Raw genomic sequence first — 22,754 nt, forward strand, 5'->3', positions numbered from 1 at the left:
AATAAAAAAATCCGCCAATTCAGGCGGATTTTTATTACTGATTAATTCAACTTATTTACTTAGCGACGGCGACGGAACCAGCCGAATGTCAATAAAGACAAGAGGCCAAAGCCACCGAATGCTCCACCACCACCGGTGCCATCATAACTAGGAACGGCAACTTTGCCGACACCGATGGAATCTTTACTGGCAATTTCAATCGTCAATTGCTTGCTCGAACCCACTACCTCAGACCAAGTACTCTGTGCCTCAGACGATCTCGCTGTGATCGCTACCACTTCCGCGATCTCTTCTCGCATCAAATACATTCGCACCGTGTATTCACCACGAGGTAAACTCACTACGTTAAAGTTCACCGTCTGCAGACCGTCTTTTTTCAACTCAACCACAGGAATCTGAGGTTTGTCGCTCGATTGCAACCCACTGGTGATAACTAAATACGCTTTATCGCCTTTTTTAGCCTCAGCGTTTACCACGAAAGGAATATCTACGCGGCTACTATCGGCGACAAAACGAACAGGCTTAAGACCCGGCTCTGTATACTTATACGACAAAGCCATAATGACCGGATCGTGATCGGATGAACGGAAGGCTGTTACCACAGGATTAGAATAGTCTTTGTCTGTCTTATGGAATTTACCAGGCTCAGCGCCTGCATTTCTTTTCGCATAGTCGAATAATGGGGTTTCCGAGCTATTAACATTCCAGTCTATCGCATCAACAACACGAGATTTTAAACCTGAGCTAACTAGCATATGATCCAACGAACCCACTTCATCATTATATGAATAGCTCCAACTTGGTTGACGACCATATGTTTGATCCATCATATGTACAGCATTAATATAGCCAAAACTACGCGTAATTACTGCTCCATCAGGACCAAACTGAGATTGGTTACCTATCCAAGTATCCCGCGCAGCACGTAAAATTTTGCCGGTTGGATTACTGGTTAGAACAAGCATCGCATCTTCTTTAGCGTAAGCATTCAGGTCGCCCATAATAATACGATCATTATTTGGATAACGTTTTTCTAGTTGCTCACCCAACTGAACCGCCCCCGCAACACGGAAGTGTTCACAATTACCCTGCTTATCAGCATCGATGATTGCATTCTTGCTATCGACATTTTGATAATCTTCCCAACAGGCAGAACCTTTAGATTTGAGGTGGTTAACTGAGATAGTGAGTTTTTTACCTGTATTATGCACCAAGAACGTACCGGTCAAAGAATCACGCTGGAATGCACGCCCACTACCAACCAATTCGCCTTTGCTATTAGTGATAACATTACCATTGATATCTTTGATGGCAGGAGCTTCTTGGCGAGGCAGAGGAATGACATCCACTTCTTCCAGGGTAACTTTGCTCGGACGATAAATTAGCCCAGTCGTGATGGCATCTGAACCTATTGTATCATCTGATGTGATCAGCTTATCGCCATTAGAGTCTATTGCAACAAACGTATAGCGGTTGCCCACATATTTAGCTGTATGTCGTTGTGAGTAACGATCTTCGGTGTATTTCTCGTTCAGCGCATCAACCAACTCTTTGATCGCACCATAATGACCAAAACCGTTGTTCTCGATTTCCATCAGACCGATCACATCGGCGTTCATACCATAAAGAGCTTCCACTAATTTAGCTTTTTGTAATTCAAATTCAGCTTGGCTCTCTGCGCCGCGATTTAAACCATTTTTATTGTAATCGCCTTTAAAAGGAGAATTAAAAAAGTTTAATACATTTTTTGAACCAACACGCAAGACAAACTCATCCGCTGCCACTGCCGTTTTAAGTGAAGGCGCCGTTTGACGTGCACTGTTATTCGACTTAAAGTTTGCTTTAGTTACGTTAAATTCAGCACTCGATGGCAAAATCAAACGATATTCATTAAAGCTATAATCCAACACACCGTTGATATTGACTACGCTGTCATTAATGCGAATAGAGTTAGCGTTTGGATCATTATTCCAAGCTGGGAAATACGGAATTTCTCCATCTTTAGCTTTCGCATCGCTTTCTACAAATACTCGACGATCTTGGTTTTCGCGCATCGCAGTCTTTGACTCATCTGAACCAGCTGGTGCTAATTGGTTCGGATGCATGTTAGGTCTTTCATAAGAAACGACCATGTTGCTTCTTCGTGGAGCATAATCAAAACTAAAAGTGCGGCTCATCCGCATGTTTTGTTTACCCTCTAGCTCAGGATTCATATCTTCCGGCAAGGTGACCAGCATCCCTTCATAACGCTCTAGTGTCGCACGGAAAGAAAGTGATCCATTCTCTGTATCTAATTCAGGGATAACGGTAATAGGTGTTGGATCGATTTTATTTACCGTTGCATCCATCACTTGGAATTTATTTACCGTAGTTTTGAGCTGAGTGCGCCCATAAGACTCTTCTACTTTGCCTTTGAAGCAGAACGTCTGACCAGCGTGCTCTGATTGCGCACCATCAAATAAAACTAATAGGCCATCTGAAGTTTTCGGATTACCATCACCGTCTTTATCTTGGATATAATAGCCTTTAGTGAGGCCGGTGGTTGCCGCAACCACAACACCAGCAACAAAATATTCATCATCGCTAATGAATTTTTTATTTTCAACGTCAACCATTGGTGAATGCCAGCTATCGCCTTGAATCGCATACGTTGGTGTTAGAGTCTGTCCTTCACAAACACCGACTTCAGGTTCTGGAGGACTGATTACGCCGGATAATCCAGAGCCTAAGCCTTCTGGTGAATCTTTGGAAAATTGATCCCAGTCATCAGGTTTAAATTGTGCACTGGGCTTAGATGATTGACCTGTGTTGCGAACAAAGGTCTTATCTTTACCCCACTCAACGCCCGATACAGTGCCGATGTAATCGTGAGCTTTAGCGCGAAAAACAGCTTTTTCTAGATCATCGTCAATAAAACAGTCGGTTTGTAGAGCACATTTTGCTGTAACAGGATACGCAATAAAAAGCGTGTCATCGCCGTTAAAACGAAAACTGGCTACTTGAGTTTGTGTACCAGCAGGTATCATCGACTTAATAGGTTCGATCAGTGCCTCGTGATGCAATACTAGAGATTGACCTGGCTCTAGAGTGACACCGTTCAAGCGATTTATTTCTTGAAACGATGATCCACCATTTCCATCCATATACAAAGCGGCATCAACAAAAGAATGGGACTCTTTTCCTACGTTAGTAATCTCAATCGCTTTATTATTGCTTGAACCCTCAATATAACGGGCAATGACAATATCATTAATATCAGCAAACGCAGGAGCCGACAATGAGCTTCCGACCGCTAATGCCAGAAGAGACATTTTATGTTTCATGGGTATTTCCTTTACAAAACGGGATTAGAAAAAGACTTTCGCTTTGGCATAGACATCTTGATAGCTTTCACCGATATTACCTTCCACTTCAATCACAGAAGAACGACTCGGTTTATAACGTACACCGATGGTTTGGAAGCTACGACTGCGTCCCATCGCTTCCCATAGCTCGACATTGCCGCCCCACTGTTGACTTCCTCTATCCCAATCTTTATAGGCTTCATAGTTAACTGAACCAACCACATCCCAACGCTCATTCAAGCTATATTGGAAAGAAGCTAAACCGCCTTGGTTCTTAAATTCTTGATAGCGATTACACACTTTAATCGCCGGATCAACCCAAGGATCGGAAGTCGTCGTACACTCACCGATTTCTTCATATTCAATAAAGCCATTTAGGCCAAGTAATAACTTCTCTGTCGCTGCATAGCGCAGCCCGAGCCCATACAATTTGTATAAACCGTATTTCGACTCTCCAGCCGAGCCATTACGACGCTCTGCGCCAAGGACCATTGAGAATTCATCACCAAAGTAACCCACATAGCCATTAGTAATATTGCCTTGAGCTTGGCCTGATGAAGATTCACCTTTGTAGCTGTAAGAAACTCCTACGGCAAACTTCTGATAGTTACCTTCATATTTAATGGTTTTAGCTTGGTCCCCCGCTTCTCCCGTCTCAGCGCCGGTATCAAACGTTAAATCGCCGTAAGCATCATAATCATCAAATGCAGTATCCGTTAAACCAAATTCCACATAGTGATAAGGGCTATATCGATAACCAAGCCAAGCTTTATCGATCTGTAATACCATATCACCTGTGCCACCGCGCCAATTTTCACGCCCGTAATCTAACTCGATGCGGTAATCAAAAATGCTCACGCGGCCTTTCGATCCGAATGTAGCAAACGTGTCATCAATAAAAGAATCATCAGAGTGGTATTGTTTATATTTTGTTTTGTTACCAAAATATCCGCCAACACCCACTTCTCCAAACATATCCATATAATCACCATTATCAGCGCTATAAAGTCGAGCAGCGTGGCTCGTTGCCGATAATGCTAAAAACACGGCGGACAGCGCTAAAGGCAACGCTGATTTCCGAGAATGTATTACTCGCATGCCATTTTCCTTGCTATAAGTCATCTTGATTGCTTAACGTGAGGTTAATCACAACAGCTTGTAATATTAACTCAATCAATGTTTTGATTTTGTGACAGCAAACACGATAGAGTAAAAACTCAAGTTGCGAATAAATAATTGACAAAAAATAAACCAATAAAATACATATGGTTAAAATGCCATTCTCATCATTAACGCTAAAGATCACTTGACAAAGATTTGAATCCGCTCTCATAACCAAGCGATTTCGTGACCATTGGCAAACGTTTGCTATTGATTGGATTGGTTTTTATCAAGAAAAAATCAAAAAAGAGAGTTTGGTTCAATAAACAACATGAAGTGCAAATAAAAAGCCCCTAGGGATAAACCTAGGGGCTGAAGCATGAAGAGTAGAGGTTAACGAAAAACTCGTTTAGGGATACATCCCTTTACCAAATAAATTAAAGACTCGCGCTACACCTTGGGTGAAGATCATCGGCTCAGTGAGAATGGCTAAACATAAGCAATCTTGCCCTACATCGGTTTGTGGTGCGTGGCAAATAGAAGCGTCACGCTGGATAAAATCACCCACCTCATAATGCCCCTCTTCATCACGGAAACCACCATGCAAAACCAAAGTAGATTCGATGCCCTTGTGGGTGTGTTGTGGCACACTCACTGCCTGATTGATGTACATTAAACTCATGCGCACTTTATCTTCGCTGGGTAAAGGAAGTGAGTAAACCTTACCACCAAAATTGCGCCATTTAGTGTCGGCTGGGATCAAACGTCGCAGAGCAGCAGGAATCGCAATCGATTTACCATTAACCTCAATGGTCACCGGTAAAGACTCTGAGGCCGATACTGGCGCACTTGGCACTGGGGTCGTAATAATCTCTGCCAGCATACCAGTCCAATCATCGGTCGATAACTCTTGCTCTAGCGCAACCAGTTGTTCGCCTTGTTGCTCTTCAAATTTTTTAACCACCTGACGACAGTGAGCACACTGCTCAAGATGTGTCGCTAAAGCGATCCCATGACAAGCATCAACATTGCCTTGGGCATACGCTTCAAGTAATGATAATTCTGGATGATAACTCATAACGGCTCCGCATCGATCGAGGTTCTTAGTTTTTCTACAGCTAACCGTAGACGTGATTTGACGGTCCCAAGAGGAATATCAAACATTTCCGCGACTTGTTGGTGCGGTAAATCTTCTAAATACACAGCTCTTACCACTTTTTGCTGTGATTCTGGTAGTAGATCAAGAAACTTAACCACTTGCTCTTTCAGTCTTTCATGCTCTGGCGAATAGTGGTCGATTAAATCTGGCGGACAGTAATCGGTTGGCCAAATATCATCAGCAAGCACGTGCAACTCCCTTCCCTTTTGCTTGCGCATTAAGTCGTAGCAGAGGTTACGAGCAATCGTGTAGACCCATGTTGACAGAGAGCTTTTCTGACTATCGAACAAATGCGATTTTTGCCATAACGCCGCCATGGTTTCTTGAACAATTTCCATCGCAACCTGCTCATTGCCTAACTGCTTAATCACAAACTGTTTAAGACGGGGAGAAAAAAAGTGGAACACCACACCAAAAGCGGCTTTATCCTGTTGCTGCACTTTTTCCATACAATCAGCCCAATCATCACGGGTAAAGGTTTGTGGATTTTGACTCGTCATAGGATACCTGTCCTTGCAAAACCTCGGCTTGAGATTTCTCCCCAATCACTCATCTTACGTAAGTAAAGTCATCGTGGATCACTGACTGAATAATGGTGGAAATTTCAATACCTAGAGAAAGATTCATTATATACCCAAATGGCTGAGACGGGCAGAGTAGACTAGTGTTTGTCTTATCCAACTCTTATCCCTAAAAAGTTAAACGTGGTTATTAAATCATCCACACAATAAAAGAAAGCGATAGCTTCCCACTATCCCTGACCAGAACAATCATCATAGATCTCAATCGTCTGTGTAAGAAAAGACAATGCCGGATGACAGCTCTCATGATCGACCAAGCCCTCCCACTGAGCTTTTGATAAGGGGAGAATCTCCAACCAACGCTGAGCAACCCAACTCGCATCATCAAAAAAACGATGTGAATACAGTTGCCCCACTTGCGGAAACTGTTGGTAAATTAGCTGTAACTGCTCACTCAATAATAAGTGGTGGTCAGACAAAGGTGTGGTGGACCAGTTAGTTAACCAACGGACGGTGGCTTTGCGTAACCCATCCGACTCACTGCGTACTTGTTCAATAAAAAAACGCTTAATGCCAACAACGGTGACCCCTAATAAACCGTCGTCTAAGGTTTCAAAATCAACAATCTTAACCCAAGTACCGAGGTACGAAAGCTGGTGACGTTTGACTGCAGATTTATTATCCAATAAACAGACACCAAATCCGCTATTGGCTTTGCTGCATTCCGCAATCATTCGTTTGTATCTAGGTTCAAAAATGCGTAACTTCATTTTACCTTCAGGCAATACAACCGAACTCAGTGGAAAAAGCATAATTTCTTGCATTATTCCTCCCTCTATTTTTACTGATGTTTCTCCTGTTTACGAAATAGACAGTTAAGGGATCACTTACCGATTTTGTTGCTTTTGTGAGTGGTTTAAAAAATCCCACCCCACAAACAAAACCAACGAAGATCACACTAATAATGCAACAAAATGAAAAATATATATTCTGATTAAGAAAAATAAAATAGTGTGATACGCATCAATATAAACAAGTAGTTTTGCACTCTCTATCACTTTTAATTGAGAAATTTGTCGCTATTATGCTCGGCAATTAGCAAGGACAACATTCAGCCTTGTAAGTTCACTCAACAAAGAGAGTTCCCCTATGCGTAAATCACTTTTAGCTCTTGGCCTCATGGCTGCTACTTCTGCTCCTGTTATTGCTGCTGACTATTCTGACGGCGATATCCATAAAAACGATTATAAATGGATGCAGTTTAACTTGATGGGTGCATTCGACGAACTGCCAGGTAAATCAAGCCACGATTACTTAGAGATGGAATTTGGTGGTCGTTCAGGTATTTTTGACCTGTATGGTTATGTTGACGTATTTAACCTAACCAGTAACCCAAGTAGCGACAAAGCTGGCGCAGAAAAAATGTTTATGAAATTTGCGCCGCGTATGTCTCTCGACGCGTTAACCGGTAAAGATCTCTCTTTTGGCCCAGTACAAGAACTCTACATCGCTTCATTAATCGAGTGGGGTGGTAATTCAGGTGTCAACAATCAGAAAATCGGTCTTGGTTCTGATGTGATGGTGCCATGGCTAGGTAAAGTTGGCGTTAACCTCTATGCAACTTATCAAGGAAATGATAAAGATTGGAACGGTTTCCATTTTGCTACCAACTGGTTTAAGCCTTTCTACTTTTTTGAAAATGGCTCATTTGTCTCTTACCAAGGTTACATTGATTACCAATTTGGCATGAAAGAGGAATATTCATCTGCAAGCAATGGTGGAGCAATGTTTAACGGTATTTACTGGCATTCCGATCGCTTCGCAGTTGGTTATGGTCTGAAAGGCTATAAAGATGTATTTGGTATTAAAGACTCTAGTGCATTCAAATCAAGCGGCTTTGGCCACTACGTAGCCGTTACCTACAAATTCTAATCATTTATTATTCAGCAAAAGGGAGAAGCATCGGCTTCTCCCTTTTTTATTGAGTCGCACTGATTTTTTGACGGTATCGAGCAAAAAATAAAAAGCGGTCCTTCATCTAAAGAACCGCTTTAATAATCACAATTTTTTGCTTAACCAGGATAACAATTAATTAACTCGATTCAAGGTCACGACTGGGTAATCCAGCGCTTCCAATACAGGTTGTTGTTCTGCGATATACTTAACCACAGCACGCGCATCAGTATTACATACGACATTATCCGCTTTACAATTGAGTTCATGACCTTGATAGTGTACTTGATAGCGTCCGCCTACTTCTTCAATGTGACTGACTGGGAAAGCAGTCAAATTACCATCGACATAAGCAAAATCGACTCGACCAGATTGCTCTTTTTGCGCTTCAAATAATGGTGTCCAGCCATCGTTACCGGTCGCGTTGTAGCTATTCATCGCCACATTATAGATTTTATTATCCTCTAATGGGCTCCAGATTGGCTCATTCAATGTACCGGTATTAACTTCAATTAAACTGAGAGTCCCTGCTTGGTGTTGAACGGTTTCATCAAACACATAACGCAAGTTACCGCCATACGGGAATTTCCCTGCATGAGCGGTAGGCGGCAACGTTTCACTGACGGTTTTCTCGATCAATGCTTTAATCACCGAACCTTTCACTGGCACAATCGACATAAAGTTAGCAAAAGGCAACATTTCTAACGTCACGTCCCCTTCACGATATTCACCTTCAGCAATATTGGTGCGAATGCCACCGGCTCCGGTCAGTGCAAAGTCAGCTTTCATTCCTGTCAATTGCACCACTTCATCGCTCGCTGCCCAATAATATTGTCCCAATGCAACAATCGGTGCGACTCGCGAGCCGTGTTGATCAGAGTTATTATCACCTGGACGTCGAGCATGGCGAATTTCCTGTGGCACATTAGCGATCACATCACCATACGCTTTCTCAACCGCAGGCTTGTATTGGCTATCGATATGAGCACGCAGTGCGGCTTCTTCGGCGGCTACTGCAATGTTACGCTGACGCTCAATAAAACGGAGGGCTTTACTGCGTTCATCGTCGCTAAAGGCACTCTCTTGCTGACGATTAGCTTGATGGTAAAACTCGTCGTTGGTCAGCAAAGTATTATGGCCAGCACACGAAATCAGTTCGCCGTCACTATCAAACGCGACCGTCGTTTTACCAATCGCTTGAGCAAACTCTCCGGCTTGAACGACACAAGTTTTACTGGTGCCATTCGGGTTAGTGACTAACTGAGCATAAATACCGTTATTGCCCAAACCTAGGTTAGTAAAATCGCCCAATAGTGAGTGAGAGTGACCACCAACAATCAAATCAATCCCATTCACTTTACTGGCAATGTCTAAATCAATCGCATTACCGACGTGGGTGACGGCAATGATGTTCTTAATACCCAGTGCTTGCAGTTCATCGACGGTCGCTTGCGCAGATTCAACCATATCAAAAAATTGAACGTCTCCAGTATTCGGAGCAATATTAGGCATATCATCCAATGCTAATCCGAAAACCCCTACCAACGGCTTATCGGTTGGTAATTGGCTCATATCATCAAAACGCTGTTTCGTATAACCATCGAACGCGTACACGACATAAGGTTTTAGATTGGTTTGATCTTTTAAATCTTTATCTAAACTAGTATCAATATTAGCAGCAAGAACGGGAAAGTTGATCCGATCTAAAAATGCATTCAGTTTTTGGTTATTTAAATCAAATTCATGGTTACCTAGCGCCATGGCGTCGATACCCATTCGGCTCAGAATATCCGCATTCATCAGCCCTTCATTCAATTTAAAGTACGCACTACCCTGCCACGCATCACCGCCATGTAAAAACAGCATGCTTTGATTGTTTTTTTCAGCTTGTTCACGGTAGGTATTGGCTTTGGATAAAATGCGTGGATGGCCGCCAAATTCGTTGTACACACGCTGTTGATTGATATAAAAGCTTGAACGAACCGCATCAAAACTGGAGTGGGTATCATTAATATGGGCAATAGTCAGTTCAAAGGCCGCTTGTTCGGCACTCTCTTTATCTGTTTGACTGCATCCTAATAACGCAAGGGCGATGGTACTGGCGAGTATGGCACGATTAAATCGCATAAATTTATTTCCTTATTTTGCTTAAAGTCACAGAGCCGCTGTAATTTACCGGAAAAAACATTAAAATTCCGTGATATCGCAGGGATTATTTAGTTCAGCCGTTCTATTCAAGGTTTGAATAAATGATTAATTGGTCCACTAGCGCTGACTGCCGATTCGTTTTTTATCGCCATCATCGGCTACTATAAGCAAACAAGCATCATCCGCCCTAACTACAGGTAAACTTGATGAATATCGTTATATTAGGCCCTGGTGCAATCGGACGTTTATGGGCTTATCAATTACATAAAGCTGGCCATCAAGTCACTTTATGGGGAACCCAGCCAGCGGGAGAGCGTTGCCTTATTCTGGATGATCTGCCGCCGATCACTCTCGCTTATAATCAACCAGCGACTCTTGAACAGGCTGACTTACTGCTCGTTTGTGTTAAAGCGTGGCAAGTAGAAACCGCCTTGCTTCCTTTGCTCGATAAGCTTGCTCCACAAACTATATTACTGTTTATTCATAATGGGATGGGGGCACTCGACACACTCACAGAGCCGCTCTCTGATTACCCACTATTGATGGCAACCACCACTCATGGGGCGTTAAAACAGGGCGCACATCATGTTATGCATACCGGACAAGGCACCACCCAATTAGGCGCCGTCAACGCTCAAGGCGAGCGCTGTGATTTTTTGGTTGATGTCCTCAACCATGCTTTACCGCACGTTTTATGGACAGACAATATTCGCTATGCCTTATGGCACAAGCTAGCAATTAACTGCGCGATTAATCCACTCACAGCAATCGAGAACTGTCGCAATGGGCAGTTAGCGGACGCTAACTATCGACCATTACTCAATCAGTTAATTAATGAACTGGTGAGCGTTATGCGAGCCGAACAAGTGCCAATCGAACTACAACAACTCACCGAATCTATTGATCGCGTTATTGAGGCAACAAGTCAAAATTACTCATCAATGCAACAAGATGTTGCCCATCAAAGGCCAACCGAGATAGACTTTATTACTGGTTATGTCATAAAAAAAGCGGCTCAACACAGTTTAGCCGTACCAGTCAACCAGAGCCTTTATCAACATATTCATTCACTACAACAACGTTGGATACCTTAATGACCAAACGTATATTAGTTCCTATCGCTCCCGGAACCGAAGAAATGGAAGCAATAACGATTATTGATATTTTGGTTCGAGCCAACTATGAAGTGATTGTTGCCAGTGCCGATTTTTCTGGCCAATTGACAATGAAAGCCTCACGCGGCGTGACCTTAACCGCTGATTGTAAGTTAGTGGATGTAGCGGATGAAGAATTTGCAGCGGTGGTATTACCGGGCGGCCTTGGCGGAGCGGAAGTGTTTCGCGACAGCACCTTACTGGTGGAAATCGTCAAACAGCAGAAATACGATGGCCGTTTAGTCGCGGCGATTTGTGCAACCCCTGCCGTGATGTTAGAACATCACCAACTCTATCCAAAGGCGATCATGACTTGTCATCCCAGCTTACAAGAACGTATCCCAGAGCAACGCTGGCGCAATCGTCGTGTCACCTTTGACGTTAATCACAATCTCTTAACCAGCCAAGGGCCAGGCACAGCACTGGAATTTGCGATTGAAATTATTGCTCAACTTTCAGGCAAACAACGAGCCAAAGAGGTTGCGCTCCCCCTGATCCCACTGCCGCAATTGCATTATGATAAACAGGAAGAAGCGTAGCCTTAGACAATTTCTGTGCGTATTTTCTCGACAATCGCCTTCAGGCCATTACCACGAGAAGGGCTGAGATGGTCAAGTAATCCCAAATCGGAAAAATACGCATCCATATCAAAAGCCGCTATCTGCTCACCAGTTTTGGCGTTTAATGCGGCTAAAACCACAGCAATCAAGCCACGTACGATACGCGCATCGGAATCGGCGCAAAATAACCAGCCATCCTGTTCATCTTGCTCGCTGACTAACCAGACCTGACTTTCACATCCTGCGACAACGGCTTGATCACTTTTTAAGCTCTCATCCATAACAGGCAATTGCTTACCCCAGAGGATCAGCTGCCGATAACGCGCTTCCCAACCTTGTAATGACCGCATAGTGGCAAGAATGTGCGCATCAGTAATAGTGAGACCAAACGGATGGTTAGGCAAACTGGACATCAATAATATCTCCGCAACGAATGATGAGTTAAAGGTCTCGACACTGCAGCAACTGACTCAATTGCTGCAGATATTTACGCTGAATGTTTCTGGATAAGTTTATCAATGATCCGGGCAACCGCGACAAAACCAAAGGTTGCGGTGACCACAGTTGCAGCGCCAAATCCAGTGGCACAATCCATACGCTTAGGCCCTTCCGCGCTTGATTTAGCGGCGCACACCGTACCATCGGCTTGAGGATATTTAAGTTGCTCGGTAGAAAACACGCACTCAATAGCAAATTTACGTGCCGGATTAGTTGGAAAATGATGATCACGACGCAAGCGATCTTTCAGCTTTTTCGCTAAAGGATCTTGAATGGTTTTCGTTAAATCAGCGACTTTAATCTGGGTCGGATCGGTCTGACCTCCAGCACCACCAATAGTAATCACTTTGATTTTATTACGGCGACAATAAGCCAACAGAGAAGCTTTAGCGGATAAACTATCAATCGCATCTAAGACATAGTCCATCTGGTTATTAAGGTACTGAGCTTGATTGTCCGAGTCGATGAAGTCATCAATCAAATTGACCTTACAGTCAGGGTTGATCAATGTCACTCGCTCAGCCATGACCTCAATTTTGCTTTTGCCTATCGTGCCCGTCATTGCGTGAATTTGACGATTAATATTGGTGACACAGACATCATCCATATCGATCAATGTCAGCTCGCCGATACCAGAGCGAGCCAGAGCTTCCACAGCCCATGAACCAACACCACCAATCCCAATTACGCACACATGAGCGGCACGGAGGATCTCCACTTGTCTATCACCGTACAAGCGGCGAGTACCGCCAAAACGCTGATTGTAATTGTCTGAGGCAGGCGTATCGAGTTCACGCATAACAAGCATCCACACTGTATAAAAGAGGCAAAAAGAAAGAGTGCGATTTATACGCACTCTTGATAAAAAAGTCTAGGCTGTGTCGTGTTATTGTCGTTTTTCAGGTGGCAAAGCCCAAGGCGCTTGTGTCGCTGAGTTCTCTAACCCCAGCTTCCATACTCGGCCAAAGTGCTTATAATGCCCCGCTTCAATACCAGCGCGATACCCCATGCCATGATACAAATCGAGGTGATTTTGCTTCACAGCGCCGCCGGTATCAAGCACGATTAATAAACGTAATTGGTGAACCCCTGACCAGCTTCCATCGGCATTCAATAAAGGAACTTCAGCTAAAATAGGCGTGCCCATCGGTAAGATGGATCGATCGCCTGCCACCGCAGCCATCGGTAATAGAGGGATACCCGCGCTACCCGTGACAGGTGCGGCAGCACTGGGGCGGAAAAAGACATAAGAAGGGTTTTGCTCTAATAACTCGCGTACCGTCGGCTCATCATTCGCTAGCACCCACTCTTTAATCGCTTTTAATGACATATTGGCGCGCTCAACCAAACCTCGTTCAATTAAAATGCGACCGATACTGACATAGGCTTTATTATTTTTACCGGCATAAGCAAAGTATTCGAGCGTGTCATCATCTTCAAAATGAACAAAACCGCTGCCTTGTACTTCCATAATAAACGGATCAATCAAATTGGCGGCATAACCAATTTCTAAGCCTTGCCCAGCGAGTACACCTGCGTAGATTTCTGCTCGGGTTGGACAGTTATCGCTACAATCCGGTAGAGCGTACACCGGATAACGATAGACTTCATCGGCGGTATGGCGCAGTTCCATTACTGGTGAAAAATAGCCCGTAAAAAGAACATTACCTCGTTTATCGCCTCCGCCCATTTGCGCGGTTTGCACACCAAATTGCGCCAGATCAGCGGGATCGCCGCTTTGCATCGCCCACTCATTAAGCTTTTCATACAAAGGTTGATAGATCGCCGCCATAGAAGGCGAATTAATCACCACTTGCTCACTTTGTGCGGCAAACTTAGAAAAATCACGCGGGGTATTGGAATGGAGCTGCTCTACCTGATTTAAAATGTCAGGAAATTGATCATCAGTATATTGTTGCGCGCGGTCAGTTGGCTGAGCACAGCCAAACAGAAGCGCTAACGTAGCACAAGAAAATAATCGTTTTATCACTGGGAGTTATCCATGTTGGGTTTCATCAAAAAGCATGACAAACTCCACAGTGAAGCGCAATGGCTGAATTGTTAACGAAGGTTTTTTTGATGCTTTCCTGACAATTGAAACGTCGGGTTATAATGCGCTTTGGAGACTAGCCGCATTTCTGTGTATTCATCATTGAGCATCCGATATTCCATCTTTTGATCGCCGATATAAAAACTCAAATGCCGCCCGTTAAAGTCATAATGGGTTGTCACCATACGTCCATCAATCATAATCGCATCCGCTTGGACATAAATTCTTTGCGCGGCATACGGCGCGACATTCTGCTCTATCCACAATCCATAAATATCACTTTTTGATGGTGAAAAAGAGTCTGCTAGGCGATTAAACACTTGGCTATACAGCAAAATAACCACCGAGACGCCCAGTACTACCGCGAGGATTAAGATTCGCTCTAACCATTTTTTATTACGGGTTGAATTCGTGTTCACTTTCTTCTTCTCTCATCAATGAGTGACTCCAAACCTAACCAATAAGAGTCTCTCGTTTATCACTTCCCTTAGAGACGTTAGCGTAGAACTACGCAACGACACCCCAAGAGATGGCTAAATCTTTTTATTGACTAAACCCATAACAAAAAATCTCCCTATTATCGATAAAACCGCTTGTTAATGGATGAATAAAAAGTCATTATTTAGACATATTTAAACACTTCGGTATGATAAAGTGAAAATTCGTAGCACAGCCTTAGTAAAAGGATTTAGACAATCCGCGCCTTATGTTAACGCTCATCGCGGTAAAACCATGGTGGTCATGATTGGCGGCGAGGCAATAGCAGATAAAAACTTCGCTAATATTATTAGCGATTTAGCTTTACTGCATAGCCTTGGCGTTAAAATAGTATTGGTTCACGGTGCTCGTCCACAAATCAATCAAATTTTGCAGACTCACCAACGAACCACCCCCTACCATAAAGGTATTCGCGTGACTGACGAAGAAGCGTTAAGGTTGGTTATGCAAGCCGCTGGACAATTACAACTAGCGATTACTGCTCAATTATCCATGAGTCTCAATAATACGCCAATGGCTGGCACCCAACTTAACGTCGTAAGTGGTAATTTTGTTATCTCTCAACCATTAGGTATAGACGATGGTGTCGACTATTGCCACAGCGGTCGTATTCGTCGCATCGATATTGACAGTATTAATCGTACCCTTGAGCATGGATCGATTGTGTTACTAGGGCCTATCGCAAGCTCAGTCACTGGCGAATGTTTTAATCTGCTATCCGAAGAGGTCGCGACTCAAGTCGCGATTCGCCTCAAAGCTGATAAGTTAATCGGTTTTTGCTCTGAACAAGGCATTATTGATGAGCAGGGCAATGCGATTGCCGAGCTGTTACCCAGTGAAGTCGAACACATTGTCGAGCGTTTAGAGTCATGTCCTGTTGCAAAAAGTGAGGACCCAACAGGGACCTTACGTTTTCTGCGCGCGGCGATTGCCGCTTGTCGAGCTGGCGTACCACGCAGCCATTTGATCAGCTACAAAGACGATGGCGCACTGATTCAAGAATTGTTCTCTTTTGATGGCATTGGAACTCAAGTAGTTATGGCGAGTGCCGAACAAGTCCGTCAGGCGAGCATTGATGATATTGGTGGTATTTTTGATTTGATTCGTCCATTGGAAGAGCAAGGTATTCTCGTGCGCCGCTCTCGCGAACAACTCGAACAAGAAGTTCATAAATTTACCATTATTGAAAAAGATCGCTTACTGATCGGCTGCGCCGCTCTTTACCCCTATCCTGATGAAAAAATGGCAGAAATGGCTTGTGTGGCTATTCACCCTGAATACCGTGATGGCAATCGAGGGTTACTGTTACTCAACCATATGAAACATCAAGCAAAACAAATGGGCATTCAACGTTTATTTGTATTAACTACCCACAGCTTGCATTGGTTTAGAGAACAAGGCTTTATTGAGGTCGGGGTCGAATCCCTCCCAGTGGCTAAACAAAGTTTATATAACTACCAACGTCGCTCAAAGATTTTAGTCTTGCGTTTATAGTCCAAGAATAGCCAAGGTACGGCGCGCCCCAAAAAATAGCAACGAACTGCATATTCATTGCACAGTAAATGAACGCTTTATTTCTGTGTAGATTATGGGTAGAATCCGCCTCCTGATGAGATCTGTATAATTAATATACAGATCTCATCCATACCCTCAATGCTTCAGGAAACCAATGCTTGAGGGTACGACCTAACCATCGGTATGCAAGGATTGCTTTTACGACCACACGTACTTAAGAGCAACAATTGATGAAAACTGTTATTTGTAACTCATTACAAAGCTTTTGGGATATGGCCGATAACCAGTTCCTTGAAGGTCACGCAGTACACTGCGTATTTCCAACCAGCGACCAACTTCGTGCTTTTATCCTGAGCTCTCAAAGCCGCTATAAAATCAAAAACATTACCTTTACTCATGCCTTTTAGCGCGTTTGGCTTACCCTTTATGATGCAGATTGTGGACGGTAAGCCGAGGGTCTGTTGACCTTTCGCGATAACGGATTAAGAGACGGTTAATTTAGCCACTAAACCACTGGCACGCTCCGTTTTTAACTGAACCGCGCGTTTCATGATCGGTAAATCACTCAAGAGGATTAATCGTTTTTTCGCACGAGTTACTCCAGTGTAGATCAACTCGCGAGTTAAAATAGGACTAAAATCAGGCGGTAAAATCAGTAACGTTAGGTCAAATTCACTGCCCTGGGATTTATGTATGGTCATGGCATAGGCGGTTTCATGTTCAGGGACGCGGCTCGGTAAAATCGCCTTTACACTGCCATCCGGTAATTCAAAATAGACCTTCAAACGGGGTTCGTCTTCACTCCTGTCTAATATGCATAAACCAATATCGCCATTGTATAACCCTAAGCTGTGATCATTACGAGTGACCATCACGGGTCGGCCGTGATACCAAAGCTCATCTTGCAGATCAATCAAGCGACGCGCCGCGAGTGCTCGCTCGATGCGTTGATTTAAGCCATTCACCCCAAAATCCCCTTCACGGACTGCGCACAAAACACGACACTGATTGAAACAATCCAGCGCCGCTTTCGCTTGCTGGGCCTGCGTTTCTAGCGCAGCGCTAGAGGGATCAATCATAACGTCCTCAAGACGACGCAAATAGTGACCATACTCTTCAACCACTGTTTGCAACATCTGATTATACTGGTCGCTGGTGAGTGGATGATGAGTAATGTCGCCATAATCCCGTTTTAATACCTCATCGACCGCGCTCGGTTGGCCACGATTGATCGCTTTAGCCAACTGACCAATGCCAGAGCGTACATCAAAGCGGTAGCTTTTTTGCAACATGCATAAACTGTCAGCGATAGGGTTGACGTTCGCTTGCGAATGTCCGATGAACCCTTGATAGCCGGTTAATGCCGACAGTTGTTCACTTTGCGAACGACTGTATCCTAAGGCCAAAAACGAACAGATATCGCCCAAGACCGCTCCCGCTTCCACAGACGCTAATTGATCTTTATCACCTAACAAAATTAAACGGGCGTGTTTAGGCAATGCTTCGATCAGTTTCACCATCATGGGTAAGTCCACCATCGAAGCTTCATCCACCACTAAAATATCAAGATGCAGCGGGTTGCGCTGATGGTGACGAAATTCCACGCTGTGAGGGATCGGACCGAGTAATCGATGTAACGTACTTGATTCACTAGGGATCGCGGCTTTTAGCGCCGGCTCAACCGCTAACTCAGCCACGGCTTTACCAATTGACTCTGTTAAACGTGCTGCGGCTTTGCCAGTCGGCGCAACAAGCTTAATACTAGGCATGCTACCGTTTTGCTGAGCTTGAGCGATTAACGCGGCGAGTAATTTGGTTACCGTGGTGGTTTTTCCCGTCCCCGGCCCTCCGGATATCACCGCAAAACGACGCGTAAGCGCCACCGCGGCCGCCACTTTCTGCCAATTAATACAAGCCTGTTGCGGGATCAGCGTATCTAAGTGGATCAGATCTTTCACGTGACGAGCTGCGCTGACTACAGAATCAATCGCACTCCAATCCAATTCTTGCGGACTCACCACATCCAGAAAGTCACACACCAGCTGTTGGCGAGTTAATGGGGTCGCCATGGCGGACTGTGCCAGCAAAGCCTCAAGCAACCGATGGTATTGACGAGCAAATAAGCCATCGAGCAATGCTTTCAGCTTTTGGACATCAGTAGGCTTTAAGCTCATTGGTGACCCAAAGCTGAGTAAACGCTGCGCTAAGGTCACTTCATAGTACCAATAACGATGCAGATAAAGACGCTGACCATCAAACATTAACGGGACCGCTTCCCCTTGCTGACCAACCAAACTCGAACGCTGCAAAACCCCAAGCCAATCGATGGCTTGCAACTGCTGATTAACCACCAGCGCCGCATCACCAAATAAACCTAACTTGGCACTGAAATCAGCCGGAGTTAAGAGTAATGACTCAGTAGCCGTTGCCTGTTCACGAAACAGTGGCAAGCAAATATGCCCTTTAGCTAACTCTGCGCTGACCAGCGCGGCAATAAAACCGAGCGCTTGGCTATCTTCATCGCCTAATTGAGACCTGCTTTTTTGAGCAATAAATCGCGCAAATTGATAATCCAGTTGGCGTAGCGCCCCCTTTTCGGCTAAGGGTTCCAGTAGTGTCATTAGTGAACCAGTCATAAATCCAACTCCATTTGTCCAGCGTTCGTCGCTCGGACATGAGTGGCTTCTCCATCCATCAATCTGTCCATCTCATCCAGCAGTTCACTACTTGGTTTATTAAAGAAAATACCGTGTTCAGACTGACCATCAATACCGCGTAAAAATAGATAATACACACCGCCAAAATGACGCTGATAATCATAATCGGCGAGACGACTACGCAAAAATCGATGCAGCGCTAATGCATAAAGCTGATATTGCAGATCATAACGATGCTCGACCATCGCCGCTCTTAAACGCTCACCATGATAAGCACCGATCTCATCTCCGAGATGATTGGATTTCCAATCCAACAAATAATATTTACCTTGATGTTCAAATACCAAATCAATAAAACCTTTGAGCATGCCTTGTACAGGATAAAACCCCAGTTCCCCAGCCTTAGCGGACAAGGGATCATAGCGTTGAATTATTCGATTTAAAGCGGGAGCGCTCAGCACTTCGACCGGTAATAAAAACTCCATTTCCACCAATCGTTGTTGGGCGGTTTTTTGATTCAAGCGTAATGCTTTTCCATCGAGCGGCGTAGCTAATACGGTATCAACTAACTGTTGTAAAACCGGTAACCACTCAAGCTCAATGTGCTCTCGTTCCATCAATTCAATGATTCGTTGCTGATTCTCATCGCTGCTGGCCGATTCGGTAAACTCAACCTCTTCAAACAAACTGTGTAAAAAGGTTCCCGGTGTCGCGCCGCGGGGAAAAGTAAAAATAGAGCGTTCTGGTTCCAGTAATAGAGCTTGATGCTGTTCATCGCCCGAATCGATATCAAAACCGGATATTTCCAAGCTCGCCTCATCATAAGCCAGCTTGCTCGAATGTTTTACCAACGCCGAGTAACTGGTCAAACGCCAATGGCGATCGATATGCGTATGCAAAGTCTGAGCTTTCAAGATCGGTTTCTCAGCCACCAACGCCGTGAAGGGTTCGCTCTGTGGTGGCGGAGGAGCGGTGACCACAATAGCATCGCTTACTTGCGCGTTAAGCGCCGAATGGAGTTCGGCAATACCTGCCTCTTGACCATTTTGCAGTAAATAACCAATCGCACTTAAGTGAACGCCTGTCGGCTCTTTAGTCGAGCGGCCATTACGCAGCGGTGCCAAGCCAATAAAACAACCATACACCGCGCGAGTCAAGGCTACGTAGATCAAGCGCAGGTCTTCAGCCAGCCGTTCTTTATCCGCTTGCTCAAGCGCTGCCGAGCTGTCAGTAATATCGAGCACGGTTTGATCGTTGACTGAATCATAATACTTACCTTCGCTGGCCTCTCGATAGCCAGCCACAAATGGCAAAAAGACTAAGTCATACTCCAATCCCTTCGATTTATGAATGGTGACGATTTGTACTAAGTTTTGTTCCGACTCTAAACGTTGAATCTGCTCATCTCGACCGCCGATCCCCTGCTCGGCATCATTGATCGACTGAGCCAACCAACGCAACAGGCCGTGATCACTCTCTATCTCTTGTCGTGCCTGCTGAAGTAGCTCACCGATGTGCATGAAATCCGTCAATAAACGATCGCCATTCTGCTCTTCCAACCAACGTTCGGCGAGATGACGCTTACTCATCACACTGCGCAGCATCGGCAATACACCACGTTCAATCCACAGTTGTCGATAGGCTTTAAACTCATTGACTGCGTTTTCCCAAACCACTTCGTCATTGTTGAGTGCATCTAGGCTGGCAGCATCGAAAGCAAATAAGGGCGACGCTAAACAGGCGCGTAAAGTACGATCATCGTCTGGGGTTAATACCGCTTGCAATAGGCGTTGGAGATCCTGCGCGACATCACTGCTAAAAACGCTATCACGATTTGAAAGATAAACACTGGCAATCCCTTGTTCGGCCAGCGCTTGTTTGATCATCCGCCCTTCGTTACCCGTACGCACTAACACAGCAATATCGCCAGCTTGAACTATTTTTTGGCCTTTGCCCGTTTCAAAATACGCTTGATGGTGCTGCGCCGCACTCAAAATGGTTTGAATGTGACTCGCACACGCTTTAGCCATACAGGATAGGTATTCATTTTTTGGAAGTGGCTTATCGGCCTCTTGCAGCCAGTAAGTTAATGCCGGTTGACTCTGCCCGTTAAGTAACCATTGTCGCTTATCCGCATCCGGGCTAGCGGCAACAGGCAAAAACGGAATGTCTTGATCATACATAAAAGGGCTAGCAGATGAGCTAAATAACTGGTTAACCGCGCTCACCATCTGCGCACTAGAGCGCCAGTTAGTGCCTAACGTGTAATGCGCACTGACCTGCTGACGAGCTTTGATGTACGTAAAAATATCCGCCCCTCGAAAACCATAAATCGCCTGTTTCGGGTCGCCAATCATCAATAAACCACACTCTGCTTTGGGGAGATAAATTCGGCTGAAAATGCTGTATTGCAGCGGATCGGTATCTTGAAACTCATCAATCATCGCCACTGGATAAAGTGTGCGAATCCGCTCAGTCAGTAAACCAAGCTGATCGTGATCAATCGCCGCCGATAACTGAGTTAACAGATCATCAAACGATAACCACTGTTTTTGCGTTTTGGCTTCAGCGAGCCGCTCTCGACAATGGAGGATCGCGTGGGCCAATAATGGCGCAGCTAAACTGATCGGCGTTTGTAAAAACTGCTCAATAATCGTAAACAGAGCATGTTGGGGGGGATTGCCTTTTTTAGCTTTAGCCTCCAGCGCACTTTGAGCAAAGTCTGATAATTCACTGGGTAAATCGAACTGATGGTGAGGCTGATTTGCCCACACATTCAACAACTCTAGCCGTGTTAATAGCGCTTTTTTAGTCGCGGCATGTAAATCAGAGTCTTGAATCGATGAAGGGAGATCGCGACATGACGCCAACCATTGCTGTTTCAAATCAGCAATCCGTGATAGGCCATCGTGATAAAGTGCCGTTAAATCACCCTTCATGGCTTCAACCGATAGCGTTAGCGGAGCCCCCGTTAAATAACCACCAATTTTATCCAATAAGGCTTGTGGCGAAGGCCACAAACGACGGACTTCGGCCGCCAGGTTCAATGGTAATGGATAAAACTGACGACGCCAATAATCGGCCACGACTTGCGCTTTCAACTGGCTTTCATCGGTGACAAATTCGTTACTAAATCGGCTTCCTGATTCAAAGGCATTTTGCGTCAGCATCCGCTGACAAAAACCATGAATCGTATAAACGGCGGCTTCATCCATTTGTCGTTCGGCTTGCAGTAATACTTTTGCGACCCCAGGTCGATCGGCATAATCGGCCAACAAACCTTGAATGACGGGATCATCACTAGAACCACGTAAAAAAGCGATTCGCGCCTGATGGATCCGCTGACGAATGCGATCGCGCAATTCAGCGGTTGCCGCTTCGGTAAACGTCACCACCAAAATTTGATCAACCGTCAGCGGCGTTGGATGACGAGTGTCTGCATTGCCATGGCCCAGCAGCAAACGTAAATATAAAGCCGCAATGGTAAAGGTTTTTCCAGTTCCCGCCGATGCTTCAATCAATCGCGCGCCATGCAATGGAAAAGTAAGCGGATCTAACGGTGTCACCACCGCTGGTGAAGAGATACTCATAACTCG

At 44.8% G+C, this 22,754-nt stretch carries 17 protein-coding genes; 5 read left to right on the forward strand and 12 right to left on the reverse strand.

The genetic code is table 11. The features are described 5' to 3' along the window. Positions 1-59: 59 nt before the first annotated feature. The 5 genes from CAG58_RS04055 to CAG58_RS04075 all read right to left on the reverse strand — a co-directional run bounded on the left by CAG58_RS04055 (position 60) and on the right by CAG58_RS04075 (position 6,949). On the reverse strand, positions 60-3,323 hold the full coding sequence (locus CAG58_RS04055; RefSeq protein WP_161439697.1) for an ExeM/NucH family extracellular endonuclease: 3,264 nt from the start codon (positions 3,321-3,323) through the stop codon (positions 60-62). A 24-nt stretch (positions 3,324-3,347) separates the two neighbouring features. Next, complete coding sequence (locus CAG58_RS04060; protein ID WP_161425566.1) at positions 3,348-4,442, reverse strand: porin; 1,095 nt, start codon at positions 4,440-4,442, stop codon at positions 3,348-3,350. Positions 4,443-4,854: 412 nt separating this feature from the next. After that, positions 4,855-5,523, reverse strand: coding sequence for a ChrR family anti-sigma-E factor (locus tag CAG58_RS04065; protein WP_161425648.1), 669 nt, complete (start codon positions 5,521-5,523; stop codon positions 4,855-4,857). After that, entirely contained in the window at positions 5,520-6,104 is a 585-nt protein-coding gene (locus tag CAG58_RS04070) for an RNA polymerase sigma factor (protein ID WP_004395879.1), read from the reverse strand. The genes CAG58_RS04065 and CAG58_RS04070 overlap by 4 nt, the downstream gene beginning before the upstream one ends. 251 nt (positions 6,105-6,355) lie before the next feature. Then, a complete protein-coding gene (locus CAG58_RS04075; protein ID WP_161425647.1) occupies positions 6,356-6,949 on the reverse strand; it encodes an LON peptidase substrate-binding domain-containing protein in 594 nt (197 codons plus the stop codon). A 325-nt stretch (positions 6,950-7,274) separates the two neighbouring features. Here CAG58_RS04075 and CAG58_RS04080 point away from each other — a divergent pair, with 325 nt between their 5' ends. After that, positions 7,275-8,057: a nucleoside-specific channel-forming Tsx family protein gene (locus CAG58_RS04080; RefSeq protein ID WP_161425646.1), complete on the forward strand. Its 783-nt coding sequence runs from the start codon at positions 7,275-7,277 to the stop codon at positions 8,055-8,057. A 156-nt stretch (positions 8,058-8,213) separates the two neighbouring features. Here CAG58_RS04080 and CAG58_RS04085 read toward each other — a convergent pair whose 3' ends face one another. Further along, on the reverse strand, positions 8,214-10,205 hold the full coding sequence (locus tag CAG58_RS04085; protein ID WP_161429840.1) for a bifunctional metallophosphatase/5'-nucleotidase: 1,992 nt from the start codon (positions 10,203-10,205) through the stop codon (positions 8,214-8,216). Positions 10,206-10,432: 227 nt separating this feature from the next. Here CAG58_RS04085 and panE point away from each other — a divergent pair, with 227 nt between their 5' ends. Further along, positions 10,433-11,320 carry a 2-dehydropantoate 2-reductase gene (gene panE, locus CAG58_RS04090; protein WP_161425829.1) on the forward strand — a complete coding sequence of 296 codons (888 nt, stop codon included), beginning with the start codon at positions 10,433-10,435 and terminating at the stop codon, positions 11,318-11,320. Beyond that, positions 11,320-11,919: a DJ-1 family glyoxalase III gene (locus tag CAG58_RS04095; RefSeq protein WP_158144216.1), complete on the forward strand. Its 600-nt coding sequence runs from the start codon at positions 11,320-11,322 to the stop codon at positions 11,917-11,919. Before panE ends, CAG58_RS04095 begins: the two co-directional genes overlap by 1 nt. Positions 11,920-11,921: 2 nt before the next feature. On the opposite strand, the gene csdE is transcribed toward CAG58_RS04095, so the two are convergent. The 4 genes from csdE to CAG58_RS17090 all read right to left on the reverse strand — a co-directional run bounded on the left by csdE (position 11,922) and on the right by CAG58_RS17090 (position 14,907). After that, the gene (gene csdE, locus CAG58_RS04100; protein WP_161425830.1) at positions 11,922-12,353 is read right to left on the reverse strand and encodes a cysteine desulfurase sulfur acceptor subunit CsdE; all 432 of its coding nucleotides are present in this window, start codon (positions 12,351-12,353) and stop codon (positions 11,922-11,924) included. A 74-nt stretch (positions 12,354-12,427) separates the two neighbouring features. Beyond that, positions 12,428-13,237 (reverse strand): tRNA cyclic N6-threonylcarbamoyladenosine(37) synthase TcdA, encoded by an 810-nt coding sequence (gene tcdA / locus CAG58_RS04105; protein ID WP_004395886.1) that lies wholly within the window; start codon positions 13,235-13,237, stop codon positions 12,428-12,430. A gap of 87 nt (positions 13,238-13,324) precedes the next feature. Further along, on the reverse strand, positions 13,325-14,428 hold the full coding sequence (gene mltA / locus CAG58_RS04110; protein WP_161425831.1) for a murein transglycosylase A: 1,104 nt from the start codon (positions 14,426-14,428) through the stop codon (positions 13,325-13,327). A gap of 71 nt (positions 14,429-14,499) precedes the next feature. Then, positions 14,500-14,907, reverse strand: a complete 408-nt coding sequence (locus CAG58_RS17090) for a DUF2850 domain-containing protein (protein WP_040904658.1) — start codon at positions 14,905-14,907, stop codon at positions 14,500-14,502. Between the two features lie 235 nt (positions 14,908-15,142). Here CAG58_RS17090 and argA point away from each other — a divergent pair, with 235 nt between their 5' ends. After that, positions 15,143-16,480 (forward strand): amino-acid N-acetyltransferase, encoded by a 1,338-nt coding sequence (argA, locus tag CAG58_RS04120; RefSeq protein ID WP_161425832.1) that lies wholly within the window; start codon positions 15,143-15,145, stop codon positions 16,478-16,480. A gap of 251 nt (positions 16,481-16,731) precedes the next feature. Then, positions 16,732-16,908 carry a hypothetical protein gene (locus tag CAG58_RS16795; protein WP_004395889.1) on the forward strand — a complete coding sequence of 59 codons (177 nt, stop codon included), beginning with the start codon at positions 16,732-16,734 and terminating at the stop codon, positions 16,906-16,908. 75 nt (positions 16,909-16,983) lie between these two features. Here the strand turns inward: CAG58_RS16795 and recD are convergent, their stop codons facing one another. Further along, a complete protein-coding gene (gene recD / locus CAG58_RS04125) occupies positions 16,984-19,137 on the reverse strand; it encodes an exodeoxyribonuclease V subunit alpha (RefSeq protein ID WP_161425833.1) in 2,154 nt (717 codons plus the stop codon). Continuing rightward, positions 19,134-22,748 carry an exodeoxyribonuclease V subunit beta gene (gene recB, locus CAG58_RS04130; protein WP_161425834.1) on the reverse strand — a complete coding sequence of 1,205 codons (3,615 nt, stop codon included), beginning with the start codon at positions 22,746-22,748 and terminating at the stop codon, positions 19,134-19,136. The genes recD and recB overlap by 4 nt, the downstream gene beginning before the upstream one ends. Positions 22,749-22,754 lie beyond the last annotated feature (6 nt).

The organism is Vibrio sp. V31_P5A7T61 (assembly GCF_009904895.1).
Taxonomy (GTDB): domain Bacteria; phylum Pseudomonadota; class Gammaproteobacteria; order Enterobacterales; family Vibrionaceae; genus Vibrio; species Vibrio metschnikovii.

Excerpts from the sequence above, each read along its gene's own strand:
- CAG58_RS04055 (WP_161439697.1), bottom strand. The coding sequence starts at position 3,323 with ATGAAACATAAAATGTCTCTTCTGGCATTAGCGGTCGGAAGCTCATTG.
- recD (WP_161425833.1), bottom strand. The coding sequence starts at position 19,137 with ATGACTGGTTCACTAATGACACTACTGGAACCCTTAGCCGAAAAGGGG.
- panE (WP_161425829.1), top strand. The coding sequence starts at position 10,433 with ATGAATATCGTTATATTAGGCCCTGGTGCAATCGGACGTTTATGGGCT.
- csdE (WP_161425830.1), bottom strand. The coding sequence starts at position 12,353 with ATGTCCAGTTTGCCTAACCATCCGTTTGGTCTCACTATTACTGATGCG.
- CAG58_RS04080 (WP_161425646.1), top strand. The coding sequence starts at position 7,275 with ATGCGTAAATCACTTTTAGCTCTTGGCCTCATGGCTGCTACTTCTGCT.
- CAG58_RS04075 (WP_161425647.1), bottom strand. The coding sequence starts at position 6,949 with ATGCAAGAAATTATGCTTTTTCCACTGAGTTCGGTTGTATTGCCTGAA.
- CAG58_RS04085 (WP_161429840.1), bottom strand. The coding sequence starts at position 10,205 with ATGCGATTTAATCGTGCCATACTCGCCAGTACCATCGCCCTTGCGTTA.
- CAG58_RS04060 (WP_161425566.1), bottom strand. The coding sequence starts at position 4,442 with ATGCGAGTAATACATTCTCGGAAATCAGCGTTGCCTTTAGCGCTGTCC.
- CAG58_RS16795 (WP_004395889.1), top strand. The coding sequence starts at position 16,732 with ATGAAAACTGTTATTTGTAACTCATTACAAAGCTTTTGGGATATGGCC.
- recB (WP_161425834.1), bottom strand. The coding sequence starts at position 22,748 with ATGAGTATCTCTTCACCAGCGGTGGTGACACCGTTAGATCCGCTTACT.
- tcdA (WP_004395886.1), bottom strand. The coding sequence starts at position 13,237 with ATGCGTGAACTCGATACGCCTGCCTCAGACAATTACAATCAGCGTTTT.
- CAG58_RS04070 (WP_004395879.1), bottom strand. The coding sequence starts at position 6,104 with ATGACGAGTCAAAATCCACAAACCTTTACCCGTGATGATTGGGCTGAT.
- CAG58_RS04065 (WP_161425648.1), bottom strand. The coding sequence starts at position 5,523 with ATGAGTTATCATCCAGAATTATCATTACTTGAAGCGTATGCCCAAGGC.
- CAG58_RS04095 (WP_158144216.1), top strand. The coding sequence starts at position 11,320 with ATGACCAAACGTATATTAGTTCCTATCGCTCCCGGAACCGAAGAAATG.